At 65.7% G+C, this 20,169-nt stretch carries 16 protein-coding genes; 9 read left to right on the forward strand and 7 right to left on the reverse strand.

Going from position 1 to position 20,169, the window contains the following annotated elements:
- Window positions 1-158: 158 nt before the first annotated feature.
- A complete protein-coding gene (locus N2K95_RS08300; RefSeq protein ID WP_260651190.1) occupies window positions 159-1,886 on the reverse strand; it encodes a DUF4041 domain-containing protein in 1,728 nt (575 codons plus the stop codon).
- A gap of 120 nt (window positions 1,887-2,006) precedes the next feature.
- Here N2K95_RS08300 and uvrC point away from each other — a divergent pair, with 120 nt between their 5' ends.
- The 9 genes from uvrC to secG all read left to right on the forward strand — a co-directional run bounded on the left by uvrC (window position 2,007) and on the right by secG (window position 11,466).
- Window positions 2,007-4,013, forward strand: coding sequence for an excinuclease ABC subunit UvrC (uvrC, locus tag N2K95_RS08305; RefSeq protein ID WP_260651191.1), 2,007 nt, complete (start codon window positions 2,007-2,009; stop codon window positions 4,011-4,013).
- An 82-nt stretch (window positions 4,014-4,095) separates the two neighbouring features.
- On the forward strand, window positions 4,096-4,995 hold the full coding sequence (gene rapZ, locus N2K95_RS08310) for an RNase adapter RapZ (RefSeq protein WP_260651192.1): 900 nt from the start codon (window positions 4,096-4,098) through the stop codon (window positions 4,993-4,995).
- On the forward strand, window positions 4,995-6,011 hold the full coding sequence (locus N2K95_RS08315) for a gluconeogenesis factor YvcK family protein (RefSeq protein ID WP_260651193.1): 1,017 nt from the start codon (window positions 4,995-4,997) through the stop codon (window positions 6,009-6,011). Before rapZ ends, N2K95_RS08315 begins: the two co-directional genes overlap by 1 nt.
- 10 nt (window positions 6,012-6,021) lie before the next feature.
- Window positions 6,022-7,002, forward strand: coding sequence for a DNA-binding protein WhiA (whiA, locus tag N2K95_RS08320; RefSeq protein ID WP_255792114.1), 981 nt, complete (start codon window positions 6,022-6,024; stop codon window positions 7,000-7,002).
- A gap of 108 nt (window positions 7,003-7,110) precedes the next feature.
- Entirely contained in the window at window positions 7,111-7,737 is a 627-nt protein-coding gene (locus N2K95_RS08325; protein ID WP_260651194.1) for a superoxide dismutase, read from the forward strand.
- A 238-nt stretch (window positions 7,738-7,975) separates the two neighbouring features.
- Window positions 7,976-8,980 carry a type I glyceraldehyde-3-phosphate dehydrogenase gene (gap, locus tag N2K95_RS08330; RefSeq protein ID WP_260651195.1) on the forward strand — a complete coding sequence of 335 codons (1,005 nt, stop codon included), beginning with the start codon at window positions 7,976-7,978 and terminating at the stop codon, window positions 8,978-8,980.
- 24 nt (window positions 8,981-9,004) lie between these two features.
- Window positions 9,005-10,231 carry a phosphoglycerate kinase gene (locus tag N2K95_RS08335; protein WP_260651196.1) on the forward strand — a complete coding sequence of 409 codons (1,227 nt, stop codon included), beginning with the start codon at window positions 9,005-9,007 and terminating at the stop codon, window positions 10,229-10,231.
- 105 nt (window positions 10,232-10,336) lie between these two features.
- Window positions 10,337-11,152, forward strand: coding sequence for a triose-phosphate isomerase (gene tpiA, locus N2K95_RS08340; RefSeq protein ID WP_260651197.1), 816 nt, complete (start codon window positions 10,337-10,339; stop codon window positions 11,150-11,152).
- 62 nt (window positions 11,153-11,214) lie between these two features.
- Entirely contained in the window at window positions 11,215-11,466 is a 252-nt protein-coding gene (secG, locus tag N2K95_RS08345) for a preprotein translocase subunit SecG (protein ID WP_255792108.1), read from the forward strand.
- Window positions 11,467-11,551: 85 nt separating this feature from the next.
- Here secG and pgl read toward each other — a convergent pair whose 3' ends face one another.
- The 6 genes from pgl to tkt are packed head-to-tail and all read right to left on the reverse strand — an operon-like array spanning window position 11,552 to window position 19,819.
- Complete coding sequence (gene pgl / locus N2K95_RS08350) at window positions 11,552-12,379, reverse strand: 6-phosphogluconolactonase (protein ID WP_260651198.1); 828 nt, start codon at window positions 12,377-12,379, stop codon at window positions 11,552-11,554.
- On the reverse strand, window positions 12,376-13,311 hold the full coding sequence (locus tag N2K95_RS08355; protein WP_260651199.1) for a glucose-6-phosphate dehydrogenase assembly protein OpcA: 936 nt from the start codon (window positions 13,309-13,311) through the stop codon (window positions 12,376-12,378). Before N2K95_RS08355 ends, pgl begins: the two co-directional genes overlap by 4 nt.
- Complete coding sequence (zwf, locus tag N2K95_RS08360) at window positions 13,308-14,852, reverse strand: glucose-6-phosphate dehydrogenase (protein ID WP_260651200.1); 1,545 nt, start codon at window positions 14,850-14,852, stop codon at window positions 13,308-13,310. Before zwf ends, N2K95_RS08355 begins: the two co-directional genes overlap by 4 nt.
- Window positions 14,853-16,481, reverse strand: coding sequence for a glucose-6-phosphate isomerase (locus tag N2K95_RS08365; protein WP_260651201.1), 1,629 nt, complete (start codon window positions 16,479-16,481; stop codon window positions 14,853-14,855).
- Window positions 16,482-16,487: 6 nt separating this feature from the next.
- Window positions 16,488-17,603, reverse strand: coding sequence for a transaldolase (gene tal, locus N2K95_RS08370; RefSeq protein WP_260651202.1), 1,116 nt, complete (start codon window positions 17,601-17,603; stop codon window positions 16,488-16,490).
- A gap of 26 nt (window positions 17,604-17,629) precedes the next feature.
- Window positions 17,630-19,819 (reverse strand): transketolase, encoded by a 2,190-nt coding sequence (gene tkt, locus N2K95_RS08375; RefSeq protein WP_260651203.1) that lies wholly within the window; start codon window positions 19,817-19,819, stop codon window positions 17,630-17,632.
- Between the last annotated feature and the right edge of the window lie 350 nt (window positions 19,820-20,169).

Below are 20,169 nucleotides of genomic sequence, written 5' to 3' on the forward strand. Positions count from 1 at the left end.
AGGGTTGCGGCGAGGAGCGGTCCGCGCGGCAGGCCTTCGTGACGACGCAGATGTTCCAGCCACCTTTGTCCGCCCTGCATAGGCACTGACACCTGTGTTGGAAACTCGAACGGTCACCCCCGGCATCAGTCTGATTGACGTGCTCTTCTTAAATCCCACTACACACCTTCCGTTAGTGACAGGCTGAGCCTGAACTCGCTGGCTTCCGATTCTTCCTTGAATTCCAGAGTGGTTACGCCCACCAGCCGTTTGACCGCTTCTTTGACTTCTGCAGGGGAAGCATAGAAGAACTCACGTCTGAGATTGACTTTATTCACCCGCCGGGACTCGAATTCCCGATGGAGTTGGGTCTCCAGGGCCGCCGCGTCCTCGCTGAAGAAAAGGACATGTATGTCGTAGAGGAACGGTACGCCGGCGCCACTCAGTTCTCGGATGCGTTCAGTGGGCTCGAGCCTCCGGGTCATCCCGATTTTCACGATGCGGTCCCCAAAGGCGCCAAGATTGGAGATGACGTAGACATAACCCGTGCGCACGTTGGCCTGACGGTTTTCAATGTCACGAAGCTTGGCCTCCGCTTCCTCAACGAACTGTTGCATGGCGGCGACGGCGTCGGGTTCACCGCTGTCGACCGCGATGGCCAGCGCTGCAAGGTACTTGTCACGCTCCTGCTCCATCTTGTCGCGTGCCTTCTGCAGCTCTTTCTCCACCTTTTCCTGCTCGCGCGCTTCCTCCCTGAGGGCACGCTGGGTTTCACGTTCAGCGGCTACCTTCGCGTGGTAGTCAGCAGTCAGCTTCAACTCATCCAACCGCAGCCGGTGATAGTCGTCGGTGATCGCAATCGCCATGCTCTTCCCGAGTTTTTCAATGGACGTTTTTGCACGTTCAAGCCGTGACGTATTTGCGTCAAGCGAGTGAGCACGGACGGTGCGTACGCAGTTGTCCGCTTCGGCGTTGTAGGCCCTCAACATCAGCTTGCACTGTTCCTTTACCATCTGGGCACCCTTTTTTATGTCTCCGTTGACCGCCCAATTAGTAGCCCCGGTGACCGCCCGTTCTTTCACAACTTCCTTGATGGAGGCCCTTAGCTGAGACAAGCGGTCCTTGTACTGGACGGCGTCCTCGAGCGGATGGGCGAAGTCATAGATACCCAGATCCTGCAGCAGGTTGATCTCACGTGTTTCAACTATCCGCGACTCGAGCTCTGCTAATACGGCTTCCCGCTCACGAATTTGGTGGTTCAGGTCCTGAAGGTGCGCGAGCCCTGCGGGATCCGGCTCAGGAACAGAAGCCGGGGGATTCACCACGCCCGAGCCATCGACGGCAGATTTCTGCTCCGCTGAGCCGTCATCAAGGACCGCCCCGTGGTGCCTGAGCAGATCCGGGAGCCCTCCAGTCCACCCTTGCGATACCGAGCGGACCTTCCACTCGCCGTTACGCCGGTAGATTTCACCCGCAACGGCAACGCGTTCAGTGGATAAACCCTCGCATGGGATGCTGAACAGGGTTCCAGAGTCTGCAGACAGAGTGAGCTCCAGCGAGGATAGTCCGCCCAATCGCGACTCTTCAGAATCCAAGGCACCCGCCACCGCAATGGTATGGACCTCCTTGGGAAGGCGGTCCAGAAAAATCTCCGCTTTGTGCGCATGCCCGGTTGCGGTATCGCTTCTCCCTAGATATCGGGCAGCACCGCCCAGATAATCCGGCTGGTTATAAAAGACAATGTCCGCGTTGGTGGTTACCCGCCTGTTGGCATCAAGTAGGAGGATGAACAGGTCCACCTCCTGGGTGCCGGACTGCGCCGTCCAGTGAAGCTCCATCCGGAGTCCGCGGTGAACAGGCGACGCGATGAGGGCATTTGCCCCTTTGGGCAGCGAAACATTGGGCATAGAAGGACCATATAACGGACGTCCGACAAAAAACGCAGGGATAGCACCCGGGGGTTCAGCGCCCCGCGAAACCCCGCACGCGCGTCCGGGGCAGCCCGCCGTCGAACGTAGGATGGAGAAGTGGCAGATCCAGCAACCTACCGGCCGAAAACAGGGGAGATCCCCACGGCACCGGGCGTTTACCGCTTCCGGGACGAGCACGGCCGGGTCATCTATGTGGGCAAGGCCAAGAACCTCCGCTCCCGCCTGAACTCCTACTTCGCGAACCCCCGAGGGCTGCTGCCCAAGACCCGGGCCATGGTGCACACCGCCGCCGGTGTCGAATGGACGGTGGTCGGCACCGAGCTCGAGGCGCTGCAGCTCGAGTACACCTGGATCAAGGAATTCAATCCCCGGTTCAACATCATGTTCCGGGACGACAAGTCCTACCCCTATCTCGCCGTGACCATGGGGGAGAAGTACCCGCGCGCCCAGGTTATGCGCGGTGACCGGCGCAAGGACACCCGCTACTTCGGACCGTTCTATCCGGCCAAGGCCATCCGGGAAACCCTGGACACCCTGCTCCGCGTCTTCCCCGTCCGCACCTGCAGCAGCGGCGTCTTCAAGCGTGCCGAACGCACCGGCCGGCCGTGCCTGCTCGGCTACATCGACAAGTGCTCGGCCCCCTGCGTGGGACGGATCAGCCCCGAGGACCACCGCGAGCTCGCCGCCGAGCTGTGCGACTTCATGGCCGGCGAAGGCAAACGCTTCATCTCCAGCCTCGAAAAGGAAATGCAGGCCGCCGTCGCGGAACTGGATTACGAAACCGCCGCCCGGCTCCGGGATGACATCTCCGCGCTCCGGAAGGTGTTCGAGCGCAACAACGTGGTGCTCAGCGAAGACACCGACGCAGACATCTTCGCGCTGGAAGAAGACGAACTCGAAGCCTCCGCCCAGGTGTTCCACGTCCGCGGCGGACGCATCCGCGGCCAGCGCGGCTGGGTGGTGGAAAAGGTCGAAGACAATGACACCTCGGACCTGGTGGAGCACCTGATCCAGCAGGTCTACGGGGAGGCCAACTCCACGGACCGGATTCCGCGCCAGGTCCTGGTGCCGGTCCTCCCGCCGGACGCCGAGGAACTCGCCGAGTGGCTGGGCGGGCTGCGCGGAGCCAAGGTGGACATCCGGGTGCCGATGCGCGGTGACAAGAAGGCACTGATGGAGACCGTGGCACGCAACGCCGCGGATGCCCTGCGGCTGCACAAGAGCCGCCGCGCCGGGGACATCACCACCCGCTCCGCCGCCCTGCAGGAATTGCAGGAAGCCCTCGACCTGCCCTCGCCGCCGCTGCGCATCGAGTGCTACGACATCTCCCATGTACAGGGAACCAACGTGGTTGCCTCCATGGTGGTGGCGGAAGACGGCCTGCCGAAGAAATCGGACTACCGCAAGTTCTCCATCACCGGCGACGCCGCACGCGACGATACGTCCTCCATGTACAACGTCATTTCCCGCCGTTTCCGCAACTACCTGGCCGAAAACGCGGACCCCGCCGCCGATCCCGATGCCCCGGTGGACCTGCCGGACGAGCGCGGCGGCGACGGCGACGTCCAGCCGCTGACCGACACCCTGACCCCGGCAGTCAAGGCCAGGTTCGCCTACCCGCCGAACCTCGTGGTGGTGGACGGCGGCCAGCCGCAGGTGGCGGCGGCGTCGAAAGCCCTGGCAGACCTGGGCATCACCGACGTGCAGGTGGTCGGACTGGCCAAGCGCCTGGAGGAGGTCTGGGTTCCGGACAGCGACTTCCCGGTGATCCTCCCGCGTGCCTCCGAGGCGCTGTTCCTGCTCCAGCGCGTCCGGGATGAGGCTCACCGCTTCGCCATCACCTTCCACCGGCAGAAGCGGGGTAAGTCCATGACTGCGTCCCTGCTCGATGAGGTGCCCGGACTGGGACCGTCCAAACGGCAGGCGTTGCTCAAGCACTTCGGGTCGGTAAAGAAACTGCGGGCTGCCACCGAGGACGAGCTGCGGGAGGTTCCGGGTATCGGACCGGCCATGGCCGCCAACCTGCGCAGCCGCCTGGCCGACAAGGAAACGGCGGGGGTGCCGGCGGTCAATATGGCCACCGGCGAAATCCTGGAAACTTAGCTAGGCTTGGAAACCGGCGTGTCGGCTTCGAAACGTTCGGAGTTTCTTCAAAAAGCAGGGCAATCAGAATGGGACCACAGCAATGACGCAAGAGGACCGGTTAACCGTAGTCAAACCCGAGGAATCGGAGCTGCTCGTGGTGACGGGCATGTCCGGTGCCGGGCGCAGCACTGCTGCCAACGCTCTGGAAGACCACGGCTGGTACGTCGTGGAGAACCTGCCGCCGCTGATGCTGGGGACCCTCACCGAACTGGTGTCCCGGATGCCGCAGTCCATCCCGAAGCTTGCCGTGGTGATCGATGTCCGCAGCAAGGAGCTCTTCCAGGACATCCGCGAGGCACTGCGGAACCTGCGCGCGGCCGGCGTCGGCTACCGGCTGCTGTTCCTGGACGCCGACGACTCCACCCTGGTCCGCCGCTTTGAACAGGGCCGCCGCCCGCACCCGCTCCAGGGTGACGGCAGCATCCTGGACGGTATCGCCGCCGAACGCGAGGTCCTGACGGAACTGCGGGAATCCTCCGACGTCGTGGTGGACACCTCCAAGCTGAATGTCCATGCCCTGGCCACCACCGTCACCGAGCTGTTCACGGAGTCCGGCCCGATTGTCCTGCGCCTGAACGTTATGAGCTTCGGCTTCAAATACGGCCTGCCGGTGGACGCGAACTACGTGGCCGACGTCCGCTTCATCCCCAATCCGCACTGGGTCCCGCAGCTGCGCCCGCACACCGGGCTGGATGAGGACGTCCGCGACTACGTCCTGCAGGCCAAGGGCACCGCGGATTTCCTGGACCGCTACGTTGAGGCCCTGGAACCCGTGATTGACGGCTACCGCCGCGAAAACAAGCACTACGCCACCATCGCCGTCGGCTGCACGGGCGGCAAGCACCGCTCCGTTGCGGTCACGGAGGAACTGGCCAAGCGGCTGGACCAGCTTCCCCACGTGACGGTCAGCTCGCACCACCGGGATCTGGGGCGCGAATAGTGTCCTTCCTCACCGGACCGCTGCCCCTGATTCCCGAGGGCGGACGGGAGAGCGGGGACAAGGCCGGATCAATCGTCGCCCTCGGCGGCGGACACGGCCTGTCTTCGTCCCTCTCGGCCCTCCGCCTGCTCACCACCGACCTCACCGCCATTGTCACGGTTGCCGACGACGGCGGCTCCTCCGGCCGCCTCCGCCGTGAGCTGGGCGTCCTCCCGCCCGGGGACCTGCGGATGGCGCTGGCGGCACTCTGCGATGACACCGACTGGGGGCGCACCTGGCGCGACGTTATGCAGCACCGCTTCCGCTCCCAGCCCGGCGTCGAAGGCTCCCTGGATGACCACGCCCTCGGCAACCTGCTGATCGTGACGCTCTGGGAGCTGCTGGGGGACCCCGTCGCCGGCCTCCAGTGGGCCGGTGCGCTGCTGGGCGCCCGCGGCCAGGTGCTGCCGATGTCCACGCTGCCGCTGACCATTGAAGGGGACGTGCTGCGCCGCACGGCGGCCGGAGACGTGCTTGAAACCATCAGCGGCCAGGCCAGCCTCGCCGCCGCCGGGGCCCGCAGCAACGTCGCCGACGTCCGGCTCCTGCCGGTCGACGCCCCGGCCTGCCCGGCCGCACTGGAGGCCATCGACCGTGCCGACTGGGTGGTTCTGGGACCCGGCTCCTGGTACACCTCCGTCCTGCCGCACCTGATGCTGCCGCAGCTGCGCGATGCGTTGTGCGCCACATCCGCAAAGCGGTGCCTGACCATGAATCTCAGCAACGAGACAACCGAAACGTCGGGAATGAGCGCAGTGGACCATCTGGCGGTTATCCGCCGTTACGCGCCGGAGTTCAAGGTGGACGCCGTGCTGGTGGACCCGTCCGTGGTGGCGGACAAAGGAGCCTTCGAGGACGCTGTAGCAGAACTCGGCGGCCGTCCGGTCTTCGGTAAGGTGGGGGCAGCATCGGGGCGTCCGATCCATGATCCGCTCCGCCTCGCAACCGCCTTCCACGATATATTTGGGGAGAATTAGGAGTGTTTTTGTGGCGTTAACCGCAGCAGTAAAAGAGGAACTTTCACGTCTGGACGTGAAGAAGTCCTCAGTCCGCAAGGCCGAGGTGTCGGCAATGCTGCGTTTTGCCGGCGGACTGCACATCATTTCCGGCCGCATCGTCATTGAAGCCGAGGTGGACCTGGCATCCACCGCCCGCCGGCTGCGTGCTGCCATCGCCGAGGTGTACGGCCACGCCAGCGACATCATTGTCGTCTCCGGCGGGGGACTGCGCCGCGGCAACCGCTACGTGGTGCGCGTCGTCAAGGACGGGGAATCCCTGGCCCGGCAGACCGGCCTGCTCGATGCCCGGGGCCGTCCCGTCCGGGGCCTGCCCTCCGTCGTCGTCAACGGTTCGGCGGCCGACGCCGAGGCCGTCTGGCGGGGTGCCTTCCTCGCCCACGGTTCCCTCACCGAACCCGGCCGCTCGTCCTCGCTTGAAGTCACCTGCCCCGGACCCGAAGCGGCCCTGGCCCTGGTCGGCTCCGCCCGCCGGATCGGCATCTCGGCCAAGGCGCGCGAGGTCCGCGGCGTGGACCGAGTGGTGATCCGCGACGGCGACACCATCGCTGCCCTGCTCACCCGGATGGGCGCCCACGACGCGCTGATGGTCTGGGAAGAGCGCCGCATGCGCAAGGAAGTGCGGGCCACCGCCAACCGGCTGGCCAACTTCGACGACGCGAACCTGCGCCGCTCCGCGCAGGCCGCCGTCGCCGCCGGCGCCCGGGTGGACCGTGCCCTGGAGATCCTCGGCGAGGACGTCCCGGAGCACCTGCGCTACGCCGGCGAGCTGCGCGTGGCGCACAAGCAGGCCAGCCTGGACGAGCTGGGACACCTGGCGGACCCGCCCATGACCAAGGATGCGATTGCCGGCCGGATCCGGCGCCTGCTGGCCATGGCCGACAAGCGCGCAGCCGAGCTGGGGATTCCGGGTACCGAGTCCAGTGTCACTCCGGAAATGTTGGATGAATAACGTTATTGCATAGGATGGACTAAGCCTGCTGCCTTTTTCGGCAGCACGATGAGTTTCCGGATGGGAATTCCGTCCGGAACATTGATCCGACACCAACGGAGGATTTTCGTGAACGAGTACACACTGCCGGAACTGCCGTACGACTACGCGGCGCTTGAACCGCACATTTCCGCCCGCATCATGGAACTGCACCACGACAAGCACCACGCCACGTACGTTGCCGGCGCCAACACGGCCCTGGCCCAGATGGCTGAAGCACGCGACAAGGGCGAGTTCGGCACCATCGGCAAGCTCTCCAAGGACCTGGCCTTCCACCTGGGCGGCCACACCAACCACAGCATCTTCTGGAACAACATGTCCCCGGACGGCGGCGACAAGCCCGAAGGCGAACTGGCAGCAGCCATCGACGAGTTCTTCGGTTCCTTCGACGGCTTCCGCGGCCAGTTCAACGCCGTGGCCAACTCCATCCAGGGCTCCGGCTGGTCCATCCTTGCCTACGAACCGCTGGGCAAGAACCTGGTCATCGAGCAGCTCTACGACCAGCAGGGCAACGTTCCCGTGGGCACCATCCCCCTGCTGATGCTCGACATGTGGGAGCACTCCTACTACCTGGACTACGCCAACGTGAAGGGCGACTACGTCAAGGCATGGTGGAACATCGTGAACTGGGCCGACGTCGCAGCCCGCTTCGAGGCCGCCCGCACCGGCGCCAAGAGCCTCATCATCCCGGCCTAGTTCCCCGGAAAGCCGCATATTCTGCGGGCGCCCCGGTCCGTACGGAGACTGTGACGCGTAAGATAAATCCGTAGGTCCGGTCCCGCCCGGTGCTTTCCGGCACCGGGCGGACAGGGCCACGGCGCCGCGGCCGGAAGGGTTTACCCAAGCGGAAGTGTCAGGCCGCAGTCAGTCCGGTGGCTTCTTACCCTGAGGTCACACAGCTCTCGATTGAACCCCTACTCAAGGAGACAGAACAGTGACTACTCGTGTTGGAATCAACGGATTCGGGCGTATTGGCCGCAACTACTTCCGGGCCGCCCTGGAGCAGAACGCCGACCTCGACATCGTCGCCGTGAATGACCTCACCAGCCCTGAGACCCTCGCCCACCTCCTCAAGTACGATTCCGTCACCGGGCGTCTGGGGGCCGACGTCAAAGTCAGCGAGGGGAACATCGTCGTCGGGGGTAAGACCATCCGTGTCCTCGCCGAGCGGGATCCCTCGAACCTTCCCTGGAGCGATCTGGGCGTGGATATCGTCATCGAGTCCACCGGATTCTTCACCAAGGCCGAGGACGCCAAAAAGCACATCGACGCCGGCGCCAAAAAGGTCCTGATCTCCGCCCCGGGCAAGGGCGCCGACCTGACCGTGGTTATGGGTGTCAACGACGGCGACTACGACCCCGCGTCCCACAACATCATTTCGAACGCCTCCTGCACCACCAACTGCCTCGGCCCGCTGGCCAAGGTCCTCCACGAGGCGTTCGGCATTGAACGCGGCCTGATGACCACCGTCCACGCGTACACCGCGGACCAGAATCTGCAGGACGGCCCGCACCGCGACCTGCGCCGTGCCCGCGCTGCAGCCCTGAACATCGTGCCCACCACCACCGGAGCCGCAAAGGCCATCGGCCTGGTCCTGCCGGCCCTCGACGGCAAGCTGGACGGCTTCGCGCTGCGCGTTCCGGTGCCCACGGGTTCGGTCACCGACCTGACCGTGACGGTTTCCAAGGAAGCCACGGTGGAGCAGATCAACGATGTCTACAAGGCCGCAGGCAACGGGCCGCTGGCAGGCATTCTGCGCTACACGGACGAGCCGATTGTCTCTTCCGACATCGTCACCGATCCTGCCTCGTGCATCTTCGACTCCGGCCTGACCCGCGTGATGGGCAACCAGGTGAAGGTTGTGGGCTGGTACGACAACGAGTGGGGCTACTCCTGCCGCCTCGTGGACCTCACCAAGCTTGTAGCCTCAAAGCTTTAATCAACCGAGTACGCAAAGGTAGACATGACTGTCAAAACTCTCCCCGACCTGGTCAGCGAAGGCGTCGACGGCAGGTACGTCCTCGTCCGCTCGGACCTGAACGTACCGCTCGACGACGGCCGGGTTACCGACGACGGACGTATCCGGGCGTCGATTCCCACCCTGCAGACCCTCGTGGAGCACGGTGCCAAGGTCATTGTGATGGCCCACCTCGGCCGCCCGAAGGGCAAGCCGGAGGAGAAGTACTCGCTGCGTCCCGCCGTCGACCGCCTCGCCGAGCTCTCCCCGTTCCCGGTGGAGTTCGCCGAAGACGTGGTAGGCGACAGTGCCCGCGGGCTGGCCGGCTCGCTGGCCGCCGGGTCCGTTCTTGTGCTGCAGAACATCCGCTTCGATCCGCGCGAAACCTCCAAGGACGACGCCGAGCGCCAGGCCCTGGCCGGGGAGCTGGCAGCCCTGACCGGGGACAACGGCGCCTACGTAGACGATGCTTTCGGTGCCGTGCACCGGAAGCATGCCAGCGTCTACGATGTTGCCGAGGCGCTGCCCGCCTATGAAGGCGGGCTGGTGCATACCGAGGTCGAGGTGCTCAAACGCCTCACCGAGAACCCGGAGAAGCCGTACGTGGTGGTCCTGGGCGGTTCCAAGGTGTCCGACAAGCTGGCAGTGATCGAGAACCTGATGGACCGGGCGGACTACCTCCTGGTGGGCGGCGGCATGGTCTTCACGTTCCTGGCGGCGCAGGGCTACAACGTCGGCGCCTCGCTGCTCGAGACAGACCAGATCGAAAACGTCAAGGGCTACCTCAGCCGTGCCAAGGAGGTCGGCTGCGAATTCGTCCTCCCCACCGACATTGTGGTGGCGGATAAGTTCGCTGCGGACGCAGATGTCGAGACCGTACCTGCCGATGCCATGGAGAACGGCCGTTTCGGTGCCTCCGGCCTCGGCCTGGATATCGGTCCCGATTCCGCGGCAGCGTTCGCCGAGCGGATCCGCGGCGGGAAGACCATCTTCTGGAACGGCCCCATGGGCGTGTTCGAGTTCGAGGCCTTTGCCAACGGCACCCGTGCCGTGGCCCAGGGGCTGAAGGACTCCAGCGGCTTCAGCGTGGTCGGCGGCGGCGATTCGGCGGCAGCCGTCCGGAAGCTCGGCTTCTCGGAAGCCGATTTCGGCCACATCTCCACCGGCGGCGGCGCCAGCCTCGAGTACCTGGAAGGCAAGGCCCTGCCGGGCCTTACCGTCCTCGACAAGTAAAACCAATGGTGCGGGCCCGCTGGCATAAGCGGGCCCGCACCTGCATGTCCCATCCCGCCCGGCCTTCAACGGCCGGTGCACCGCGAGCAAGAAACCGGAGTAACCATGACCACCTCCACGAACGGCAAGTTCGACCGCACACCCCTGATCGCCGGCAACTGGAAGATGAACATGGACCACGTCCAGGGCATCACCCTGCTGCAGAAGCTGGCATGGACGCTGAGCGACGCACGCCACGACTACGGCCGCGTGGAGGTTGTGGTGTTCCCTCCGTTCACCGACCTGCGCAGCACGCAGACCCTGGTGGCCGGCGACAAGCTGAAGGTGGAATACGGCGCGCAGGATCTCTCGCCGAACGATTCCGGCGCCTTTACCGGAGACATCTCCGGCCAGTTCCTCGCCAAGCTCGGCTGCAGCTACGTCCTCGTGGGGCACAGCGAACGCCGGTCCGTCCACGGTGAGAGCGACGAGCTGCTGAATGAAAAGCTCAAGGCCGCCTACCGCCACAACCTGGTGCCCATCCTCTGCGTAGGCGAAGGCCTTGAGGTCCGCCAGGCGGGCGACCACGTGCTGCACACCCTTGCGCAGGTCCGCAAGGACCTTGCCGGCCTGAACGCCGAGCAGGTTTCCAACCTCGTCATTGCCTACGAACCCATCTGGGCCATCGGAACGGGCGAAGTGGCGGGTCCCGACGACGCACAGGAAATGTGCGCGGCCATCCGTGCCGAAATCGCGGATCTGTACGACGACAGCGTAGCTGCCAAGACCCGCCTGCTCTACGGCGGCTCGGTCAAGGCCGCCAATGCGGCAAGCATTCTGGGCGAACGGGACGTGGACGGCGTGCTGGTGGGCGGCGCCAGTTTGGATGTGGGCGAATTTGCTAATATTGTCAGGTTCGAACAACATCTGGTGACTGACTGAACTGCAGCTGAAGGGCGCCGCAGCGGCGTCTCCAATTCCCTGAGTCACCCGAAAGGCCCTAAGTGGAAATTCTGAAGATCGTCCTGCTGGTGCTCCTTGCCATCACGAGCCTGCTGCTGACGCTGCTCATCCTGCTGCACAAGGGCCGCGGCGGCGGCATGTCCGACATGTTCGGCGGCGGCATGACCAGCAGCCTTGGGTCCTCCGGTGTTGCGGAAAAGAACCTTAACCGCTTCACGGTGGCACTGGCCATTTCCTGGGGCGTGGTCATCGTGGCTCTGGGACTGCTCCAGCGCTTCGCCGGCGAAGCCTAGGCGGCAAGCAGTACCGGTAGAAATACCCAAAGGAATGGCCCCCGGATATTTCCGGGGGCCATTCCTTTATATATGTGGACCGGGCCTAGTCCTCGTCCTCTTCCGTGTCGGAATCGTGGGACGCGAAGAGACGCCGGGACAGCTGCGACGCCGCTGCCTGGTCAATCAGCCACCGGGTCTTGGTGCGGCCGCGGGCACCGGCGGCAGGAACCTGGATTTCTCCGGCACCGGCCAGGGCCAGGCCGACGGCACCGGCCTTGTCGTTGCCGGCAACGCCCAACCAGACCTCGGAAGCGGTGTTGATGCTTTCCAGTGTCAGGGAAATCCGTTCCGGCGGGGGCTTCGGGGCGTCCCGGACCGCAACGGTGGTGGCGCCCACGGTGCGCACGCCCGGGGTTTCCGGGAACAGGGACGCAATGTGCGCGTCCGGGCCTACGCCGAGGAGCAGGACGTCGAAGCGGGGCAGCCGCGGATCCAGCGGTTCAAACCCGGCCTCGAGCTGCTCGGCGGCGGCCGCTTCGGCCAGCTGCCGCGCATAGTCAGCTGCGGCGTCTTCCACCGTGTCGGCCTCGTTGGCCGTGGCGACGGCGTGGATCCGGTCAGCGGGAACGCCGAGCGGGTCCAGCATTGCCTGCCGGGCCTGAAGGGAGTTGAGCTCCGGGTCTCCGGCCGGAAGGAACCGTTCGTCACCCCACCAGAAGTTCACCCGGGTCCAGTCCACGGCCGTCCGCGCCGGATTGGCGGTCACGGCCTCGAGGGTTGCGATGCCTACCGTACCGCCGGTCAGCACCACTGTTGCTTCCCCGCGGCGGCTCTGGACATCCACGAGCTTGGTGATCAGCCGTGCGGCTGTGGTTGCTACGAGCGCCTGCGGATCCGGATGGATGCTGACGCCGTTGGGGGAGGGCGTCATGCCTGTGCCCCTTCCTGGGACAGGCAGGCTGCCAGTCCCTCAGTGAGTACTTCTCCGAAAACCTCGTCCGGATCCAGCCGGCGCATTTCCTCCGCCAGGCAGTCCCGCAGGGTGCGCCGGGGCAGGGCGATCTGCTGCTCGGGCTGTCCCGGCTGGGTCAGGTGGGCGGTGAGCTGGTCGGGCCGGGCCAGCTCCACGTCTCCGCCGTCGCAGCTGAACACCACGCGGTAAATACCGGTGCCGGCCTGGCCCTCGATAATCTCCAGGGGTACGTCCAGCGCTTTCTTGAGCCACGCCGCCAGCAGGAAGGTGCTGGCCGAGTCCGAGGCGCCCTCGACGATGATCGACCGGACCTTCGCGGCTCCGACACCGTCCAGGACTGCGGCCAGCTGAATGCGCCAGTTGGTCAGCCGGGTCCAGCTGAGATCCGTGTCGCCGGCCGCATAGCTGTCGGCCAGTCCCAGCAGTGCCTTCTTCGGGTCATCCTCTGTGGCAGCGTCCGTGATGCGGCGGTGCGCAATGGCGCCCAGCGGTGTCTGCGCCGGATCCTGCGGAACTCCGTGCGGCCACCAGACCACTATGGGCGCGTCCGGCAGCAGCAGGGCGGACACCAGGGATTCGCTTTCCCCCGCAAGTTCGCCGTACCCGGACAGCACTATCACTTCCGAGGCACCGGCGTCTCCGCCCACCCGGATCTGCGCGTCGAGACGCGTTTTCTCGTCCGCGCTGCCCTCGGCCAGCACGATAATGCGGCAGGGGTGTTCACGGCTGGCCTCGTTGGCGGCGGCAATGGCCTCCTCGACGAAGTCCGGCTGTGTATCCACCACCAGGGTCAGCACGCGGCCGAGTGTCACCACTCCGCCCTTTTCACGCATGGCAACAATTTCCTTGGACACCTTGGAGGTGGTGGTGTCCGGCAGTTCTACTATCACGGCCTTCTCCAGGTCCTTCCGTCTTGGGCGAGCAGCTCGTTGGCGGAGTCCGGCCCCCAGCTTCCGGGGGCGTAAGGCTCAGGCTGGGAATCCAGGGACGCCCAGTATTCTTCGAACGGATCCACGATCTTCCAGGACAGTTCGACTTCCTCATGCCGCGGGAAGAGCGGAGGCTCACCCAGCAGCACATCCAGGATCAGGCGTTCATAGGCCTCGGGGCTGGACTCGGTAAAGGAGTGCCCGTAGCCGAAGTCCATGGAAACGTCGCGGACTTCCATCTGGGTGCCCGGCACCTTGGAGCCGAAGCGGATGGTGGCGCCTTCGTCCGGCTGCACACGGATGACGACGGCGTTCTGGCCGAAGTCGTCGCCGTTGTGTTCGCGGAACAGCAGGTTGGGGGAGCGCTTGAAGACCACCGCAATTTCCGTGACGCGGCGTCCCAGCCGTTTGCCGGCCCGGAGATAGAACGGAACCCCGGCCCAGCGGCGGGTATTGATGTCCAGCCGGACTGCGGCGAAGGTTTCCGTCTTGGAGTCCGGGTTGAACCCTTCCTCCTCGAGGAAACCGGTGACCTTCTCGCCGCCCTGCCAGCCGCCGGTGTACTGCCCGCGCGCGGAGCTGCGGGAAAGGTCCTCCGGCAGCCGGACCGCGGCCAGCACCTTCTCCTTTTCGGCGCGGAGGTGCTCCGCGTTGAAGGAAATGGGCTCCTCCATCGCGGTCAGCGCGAGGAGCTGGAGCAGGTGGTTCTGGATGACGTCGCGGGCCGCGCCCACGCCGTCGTAATACCCTGCGCGGCCGCCGATGCCGATGTCTTCGGCCATGGTGATCTGTACGTGGTCCACGTAGTTGGCGTTCCAGATCGGTTCGAACAACTGGTTCGCGAAGCGCAGGGCCAGGATGTTCTGGACCGTTTCCTTGCCCAGGTAGTGGTCGATCCGGAACACCGAGTCGGCGGGGAAGACGGACTCCACCACGTTGTTCAGTTCCCGGGCCGAGGCCAGGTCATGGCCGAACGGCTTTTCGATCACCACCCGCCGCCACTTGCCCTCGGAGGTCTTGGCGAGTCCGTGCTCGGAGAGCTGCTGGCAGACCTGTTCAAAGGATTTGGGCGGCACCGAGAGATAGAACGCGTGGTTGCCCCGGGTTCCGCGGCGTTCGTCCAGGTCCTCGAGGGTCGCCTTGAGGTTCCCGAAGGCTTCGTCGCTGTCGAAACCGCCCTCTACAAACCGAATGCCTTCGGCCAGCTGCTTCCACACGCCTTCGTCGAAGTCGGTCCGGGCATGGGCCTGGACCGACTCCTTCACCTGCGCGGCGAACTCCTCGTCGCTCCACGGGCGGCGGCCGAAGCCCACCAGCGAAAAGCTCGGGGGGAGCAGGCCGCGGTTGGCCAGGTCGTAGACGGCGGGAATGAGCTTCTTCCGTGCGAGGTCTCCGGTGACGCCGAAGATCACCAGGGAGGACGGACCGGCGATCCGGCTCAGCCGGAGGTCGCGCGGATCCCGGAGGGGGTTGCCCGTCCCTGTCTTCTCCTCGGCGCGCATTTAGTTGCTGCTTTCTTCTGCTGCCAGGGCGCGCACGACGTTTTCGATTTCGCGGATCCCTTCGTCGCGGTTCAGCAGGTGCAGGCGCAGGACCGGGCGGCCCTGGTCCGCAAGGACCTGAGCGTCGCCGGCTGCCTGCGCACTGATGAGCTCACCGAAGGTGAAGGGCCGGTCCGGAATGGAAACGTCTTCGGCGGGCCTGCCGGTGATCTGCAGGTAAACGCCCTGCGCCGGCCCGCCCTTGTGGAACTGGCCGGTGGAGTGCAGGAACCGCGGACCCCAGCCGAAAGTCACGGGACGGCCGGTGGCTGCTGCCAGCTCCGGGCGGATGCCTGCGAGCTCTGCCTGCCGGGCACGGTCGAGGTAGGCCTGGACGCTGAGGTAGCCGTCCGTGCCGAGGTGGCGGAGCAGGGCGGCCAGCGCGCCCCGGAGGGTATGTGCGGTGCCGAGCAGGTCGGCCGGGCCGCGCACCTCGACGGACCCGTCCACGAAGGACGGCTCCGTGGCTTCGGGGGTGGCGTCCAGCAGTCCGCGTGCTGCCTTCTTCGCAGCCTCGACGTCGGGCTGGTCGAACGGGTTGATGTTCAGCAGGCGTCCCGCCACCGCGGTGGCGAACTCCCAGAGCATCATGGAGCCGCCCAGGCTGCCGGAGACCACTACCTGGTCCCCTTCGGGGAGGGCCTCCGAGTCAACGGGGACAATCCGGACGGTGAGCACGTCGCCGGCTCCGGAAACCATCTCCGGTGCGCCGGGCTCGACGGCGACGGGCAGCAGGCCGGTGCCGAGCTTGCCGGTGGACTCGGCAATCAGCTGTTCGGCCCAGTCCGGGAAGCCGGCCAGGCCGGAGCCTTCGTCCACAATAACGATCTTGTTGCGCAGCGGGTCGGTTCCGCCGAGTGCCGCTCCGAGTTCCAAACCGATGTTGTCCGGTGCGTCGTCCCGCAGGATTTCCGCCGTCATCTCGGCGTCGTCCAGCAGGGTCTCAATGTCCGCTCCGGCCAGGCCCGAGGGCACCAGGCCGAACGCGGTCAGGGCGGAGTAGCGCCCGCCGACGTTGGGATCGGCGTTGAACACGGCGCGGTACCCGGCCTCGCGGGCCGCCGCGTCCAGCGGCGACCCCGGGTCGGTGACAACCACAATGCGTGACTTGGCGTCGATACCGGCGTCGGTGAAGGCCTGTTCGAAGACCCGGCGCTGCGAATCGGTTTCCACCGTGGAGCCCGACTTGGAGCTCACCACAATGACGGTTTCCGCCAGGCGGTCGCCCAGGGCTGCGGCGACGACGTCGGGGTCGGTGGAATCCAGCACGGTCAGGTCCACACCCGCGGAGCGGGTAATGACCTCGGGCGCCAGGGAAGAGCCGCCCATGCCGGCCAGGACCACGCGGGTCACCGACTCGGCAGCGAGCTCTTCCCGAAGCGCCGCGATCTGTCCCACGAGCGGCCGGGAGCTTTCTCCGGGATTGAGCCAGCCCAGGCGAATGGACGCCTCGGCTTCGGCATCGGGACCCCACAGGGTGGGATCCTGCGCCACGAGGCGGGAGGCAACTTCATCTCCCACGAGTTCGGGCACCTTGGCGTCGACGGCGGCACTTGCCGCCCCGGCTGCTTCAAAGGACAGTGTGGTCATGTTTTCCTATGCCTCTTTCGCGGTATCCAGTGCGTTCTGAACGGTCTGCAGGAGTTCGCCCCAGCTGACCACGAACTTATCGAGGCCTTCGGTCTCCAGCTGCTCCACAACGTCGTTGTAGGAGATGCCCAGGCCGTCGAGCTGGTCCAGCACGCCGTTGGATTCGGTGTAGGTGCCGGTGATCGTGTCGCCGGTGACCTCGCCGTGGTCCGCTGTGGCTTCCAGCGTCTTTTCCGGCATGGTGTTCACCGTGTTCGGAGCCACGAGACCCGTGACGTACAGGGTGTCCGGCAGGGCAGGATCCTTCACGCCGGTGGAGGCCCACAGCGGACGCTGGGCGTTGGCGCCGGCTGCTGCCAGCACCTGCCAGCGCTCGGAGGCGAACTGCTCTTCGAAGACCTGGTACGCCAGCCGGGCGTTGGCCAGTCCGGCCTTGCCCTTCAGGCCCTTGGCCTCGTCGGAACCGACGGCGTCGAGGCGCTTGTCGATCTCGGCGTCGACACGGGAGACGAAGAAGGACGCGACGGAGTGGATGGTGGACAGATCGTGCCCGTTCTCCTTCGCCTGCTCAATGCCGAGCATGTACGCGTTGATGACCTCGCGGTAGCGCTCGAGCGAGAAAATCAGGGTCACGTTCACGCTGATGCCCGCGGCCAGCGTGGCGGTGATGGCCGGCAGGCCTTCCTGGGTGGCGGGGATCTTGATCAGGACGTTGGCGCGGCCAACCTTGTCGAAGAGTTCCTTCGCCTCATTGATGGTGCCCTGGGTGTCACGCGACAGGCGCGGATCCACCTCGATGGACACACGGCCGTCAACCCCGTTGGTTGCTTCGTAGACCGGCGCGAAGACATCGCAGGCCTGGATGACGTCGTCGGTGGTGATCTCGAAGACCGACTTGTTGACGTCGGCGCCGGAACGCGAGAGCTGCTGCACCTGGGCGGCGTAGGACTCGCCGTTGGCCAGGGCCGAGGCGAAGATGCTCGGGTTCGTGGTCACGCCGACCACGTTCCACTCATCGATGAGCTTCTTCAGGGAACCGGAGACAATCCGTTCGCGGGAAAGGTCGTCCAGCCAGATGGAGACGCCGGCGTCGGAAAGCCGGGCCGTGGGAGTGGAAGTCATTGTTGATGCTCCTTTATTAAGGGGAATTACTGCTGGTCGCCGGTCTCGGTGGACTGTGCTCCGGAGGACGCGCCGGTGGTGCCGGCGGGCGCGGATCCGCCGCCGCCGACTGCAGCGAGGGAATCCCGGGCTGCCTGGGCCACGGCGTCGGCGGTGATGCCGAATTCGCGGAACAGCGTCTTGTAGTCCGCGGACGCGCCGAAGTGCTCCAGCGAGACGCTGCGGCCGGCGTCGCCGACAATTTCGCGCCAGCCGAGCGCAATGCCGGCTTCGACGGAAACCCGGGCGCGGATGTCCTTCGGCAGGACGGACTCGCGGTATTCCTTGTCCTGCTTGTTGAACCACTCGATGCTCGGCATCGACACCACGCGGGCGGCTACGCCCTCGGCGGCGAGTGCTTCGCGGGCCTCAACAGCCAGCTGGACCTCGGAACCGGTGCCGACCAGGATGACGTCGGGCGTGACGACGCTGCCGTCACGGACGGCTTCGGCCAGCACATAGCCGCCGCGGGCAGCACCGTCGGCGGAGCCGAATTCGGTGGCCGTGGCAGCACCTTCGCCGCGTGCGTAGGTGGGGATGTTCTGGCGGGTCAGCACAATGCCGGCCGGGTTTTCGGTGTTCTCCAGGATGGTCCGCCAGGCGACGGCCACCTCGTTCGCGTCGCCGGGGCGGACGACGTCGAGTCCCGGGATCGCGCGCAGGGAGGCGAGCTGCTCCACCGGCTGGTGGGTGGGTCCGTCTTCGCCGAGGCCGATCGAATCGTGGGTCCAGACGTAGATGGCCGGCACGCCCATCAGGGCACCGAGGCGGATGGCCGGACGCTGGTAGTCGCTGAAGATCAGGAACGTACCGGAGAAGGCGCGGGTGTTGCTGTGCATGGTGATGCCGTTGACGATCGACGCCGCTGCGTGTTCGCGGATGCCGAAGTGCAGCACGCGGCCGTACGGGTTGCCGGACCAGGCGTTGGTCTGCTTCCCGGCGGGAATGAAGGAGGGCGAGCCCTCAATCGTGGTGTTGTTGGACTCGGCAAGGTCGGCGGAGCCGCCCCACAGTTCCGGCAGGGCCGGGCCGATCGCGGAGAGGACCTTGCCGGAGGCGGCACGGGTGGACATGTCCTTGCCGGCTTCGAAGACGGGCAGCGACGCTTCCCAGCCCTCGGGCAGCTCGCCCTTTTCGAGGCGGGCCAGCAGGGCGGAGCCTTCGGCGTTGGCCTCTTCCCAGGCCTTGAAGCCTTCGCTCCACTGTTTGTGGGCCTCGGCGCCGCGGGTCACTGCCTGGCGGGCGTGCTCGAGGACCTCGGGGTCGACGTCGAAGGTCTTGGCCGGGTCGAAGCCCAGCGTTTCCTTCAGTGCCGCTACTTCGTCGGTGCCCAGGGCGGAGCCGTGGATCTTGCCGGTGTTCTGCTTGTTCGGTGCAGGCCAGCCGATGATGGTGCGCAGGGAAATGATGGAGGGGCGGTTCGTTTCGGCCTTGGCTGCCATCAGTGCGTTGTACAGCTCGTTGACGTCTTCGACGTATTCGCCCGTCTTGGTCCAGTCCACCCGCTGGGTGTGCCAGCCGTAGGCTTCGTAGCGCTTGAGTACGTCTTCGGTGAAGGCAATGTCGGTGTCGTCTTCGATGGAGATGTGGTTCTCGTCGTAGACGACTACAAGGTTGCCCAGTTCCTGGTGACCGGCCAGCGAGGAGGCCTCGGCGGTGACGCCTTCCTGCAGGTCGCCGTCGGACGCGATGACCCAGATGGTGTGGTCGAACGGGCTGGTGCCCTCGGCGGCGTCGGCGTCCAGCAGGCCGCGCAGGCGGCGCTGGGCGAAGGCGAAGCCAACGGAGGAGGCGAGGCCCTGGCCGAGCGGGCCGGTGGTGATTTCGACGCCGTCGGTGTGGCGGTACTCCGGGTGGCCCGGGGTCTTGGAGCCCCAGGTGCGCAGGGACTGAAGGTCTTCGAGCTCCAGGCCGTAGCCGGAGAGGAAGAGCTCAATGTAGAGGGTCAGGGAGGTGTGCCCGGGGGAGAGGACGAAGCGGTCGCGTCCGATCCAGTGCGGATCGGACGGGTCGTGGCGCATGACCTTCTGGAACAGAAGGTACGCGGCCGGGGCCAGGCTCATGGCCGTGCCGGGGTGGCCGTTGCCGACCTTCTCCACGGCATCGGCGGCGAGGACGCGGACGGTGTCCACTGCCTTGCGGTCCGTTTCGGTCCAGATCAGTTCTTGCTCTTCCATATGTGGCACGTTTACCGGGCCCCTCTCTCTGCAGATAACCGGCACCGTACAGCACCGGACATGCCCGGAAGCCCCCGTGAACGGGGTGCGTCCGGTTCCTTTACCACTACAACCAAAGGCAGACGCAAATCGATACCGCGTTCACGGCATAACTTGTTCCGCGTTCCGCAGCCGATGCCGCGGATACTGCTTAATACTTGTTGTTGCTTTTACCGTTCCACGCCCATAATCGGCCGCAGGAAAGGTCCGTTCCAACCTTATCGTCTAAGGCTGCTTCCTGCCTGCCCCGGCCGTATCAGGCCGGGCATCGTGGCGGGAAGTTTGGAAGCCTGTCAGCTGTGCGGGCGGAT

The organism is Arthrobacter zhaoxinii, from assembly GCF_025244925.1.
GTDB classification, from domain to species: domain Bacteria; phylum Actinomycetota; class Actinomycetes; order Actinomycetales; family Micrococcaceae; genus Arthrobacter_B; species Arthrobacter_B zhaoxinii.

Coding starts and splice junctions, on each gene's coding strand:
- N2K95_RS08300 (WP_260651190.1), bottom strand. CDS start 1,886: ATGCCCAATGTTTCGCTGCCCAAAGGGGCAAATGCCCTCATCGCGTCG.
- rapZ (WP_260651192.1), top strand. CDS start 4,096: ATGACGCAAGAGGACCGGTTAACCGTAGTCAAACCCGAGGAATCGGAG.
- N2K95_RS08335 (WP_260651196.1), top strand. CDS start 9,005: ATGACTGTCAAAACTCTCCCCGACCTGGTCAGCGAAGGCGTCGACGGC.
- tpiA (WP_260651197.1), top strand. CDS start 10,337: ATGACCACCTCCACGAACGGCAAGTTCGACCGCACACCCCTGATCGCC.
- pgl (WP_260651198.1), bottom strand. CDS start 12,379: ATGACGCCCTCCCCCAACGGCGTCAGCATCCATCCGGATCCGCAGGCG.
- zwf (WP_260651200.1), bottom strand. CDS start 14,852: ATGCGCGCCGAGGAGAAGACAGGGACGGGCAACCCCCTCCGGGATCCG.
- N2K95_RS08365 (WP_260651201.1), bottom strand. CDS start 16,481: ATGACCACACTGTCCTTTGAAGCAGCCGGGGCGGCAAGTGCCGCCGTC.
- tal (WP_260651202.1), bottom strand. CDS start 17,603: ATGACTTCCACTCCCACGGCCCGGCTTTCCGACGCCGGCGTCTCCATC.
- tkt (WP_260651203.1), bottom strand. CDS start 19,819: ATGGAAGAGCAAGAACTGATCTGGACCGAAACGGACCGCAAGGCAGTG.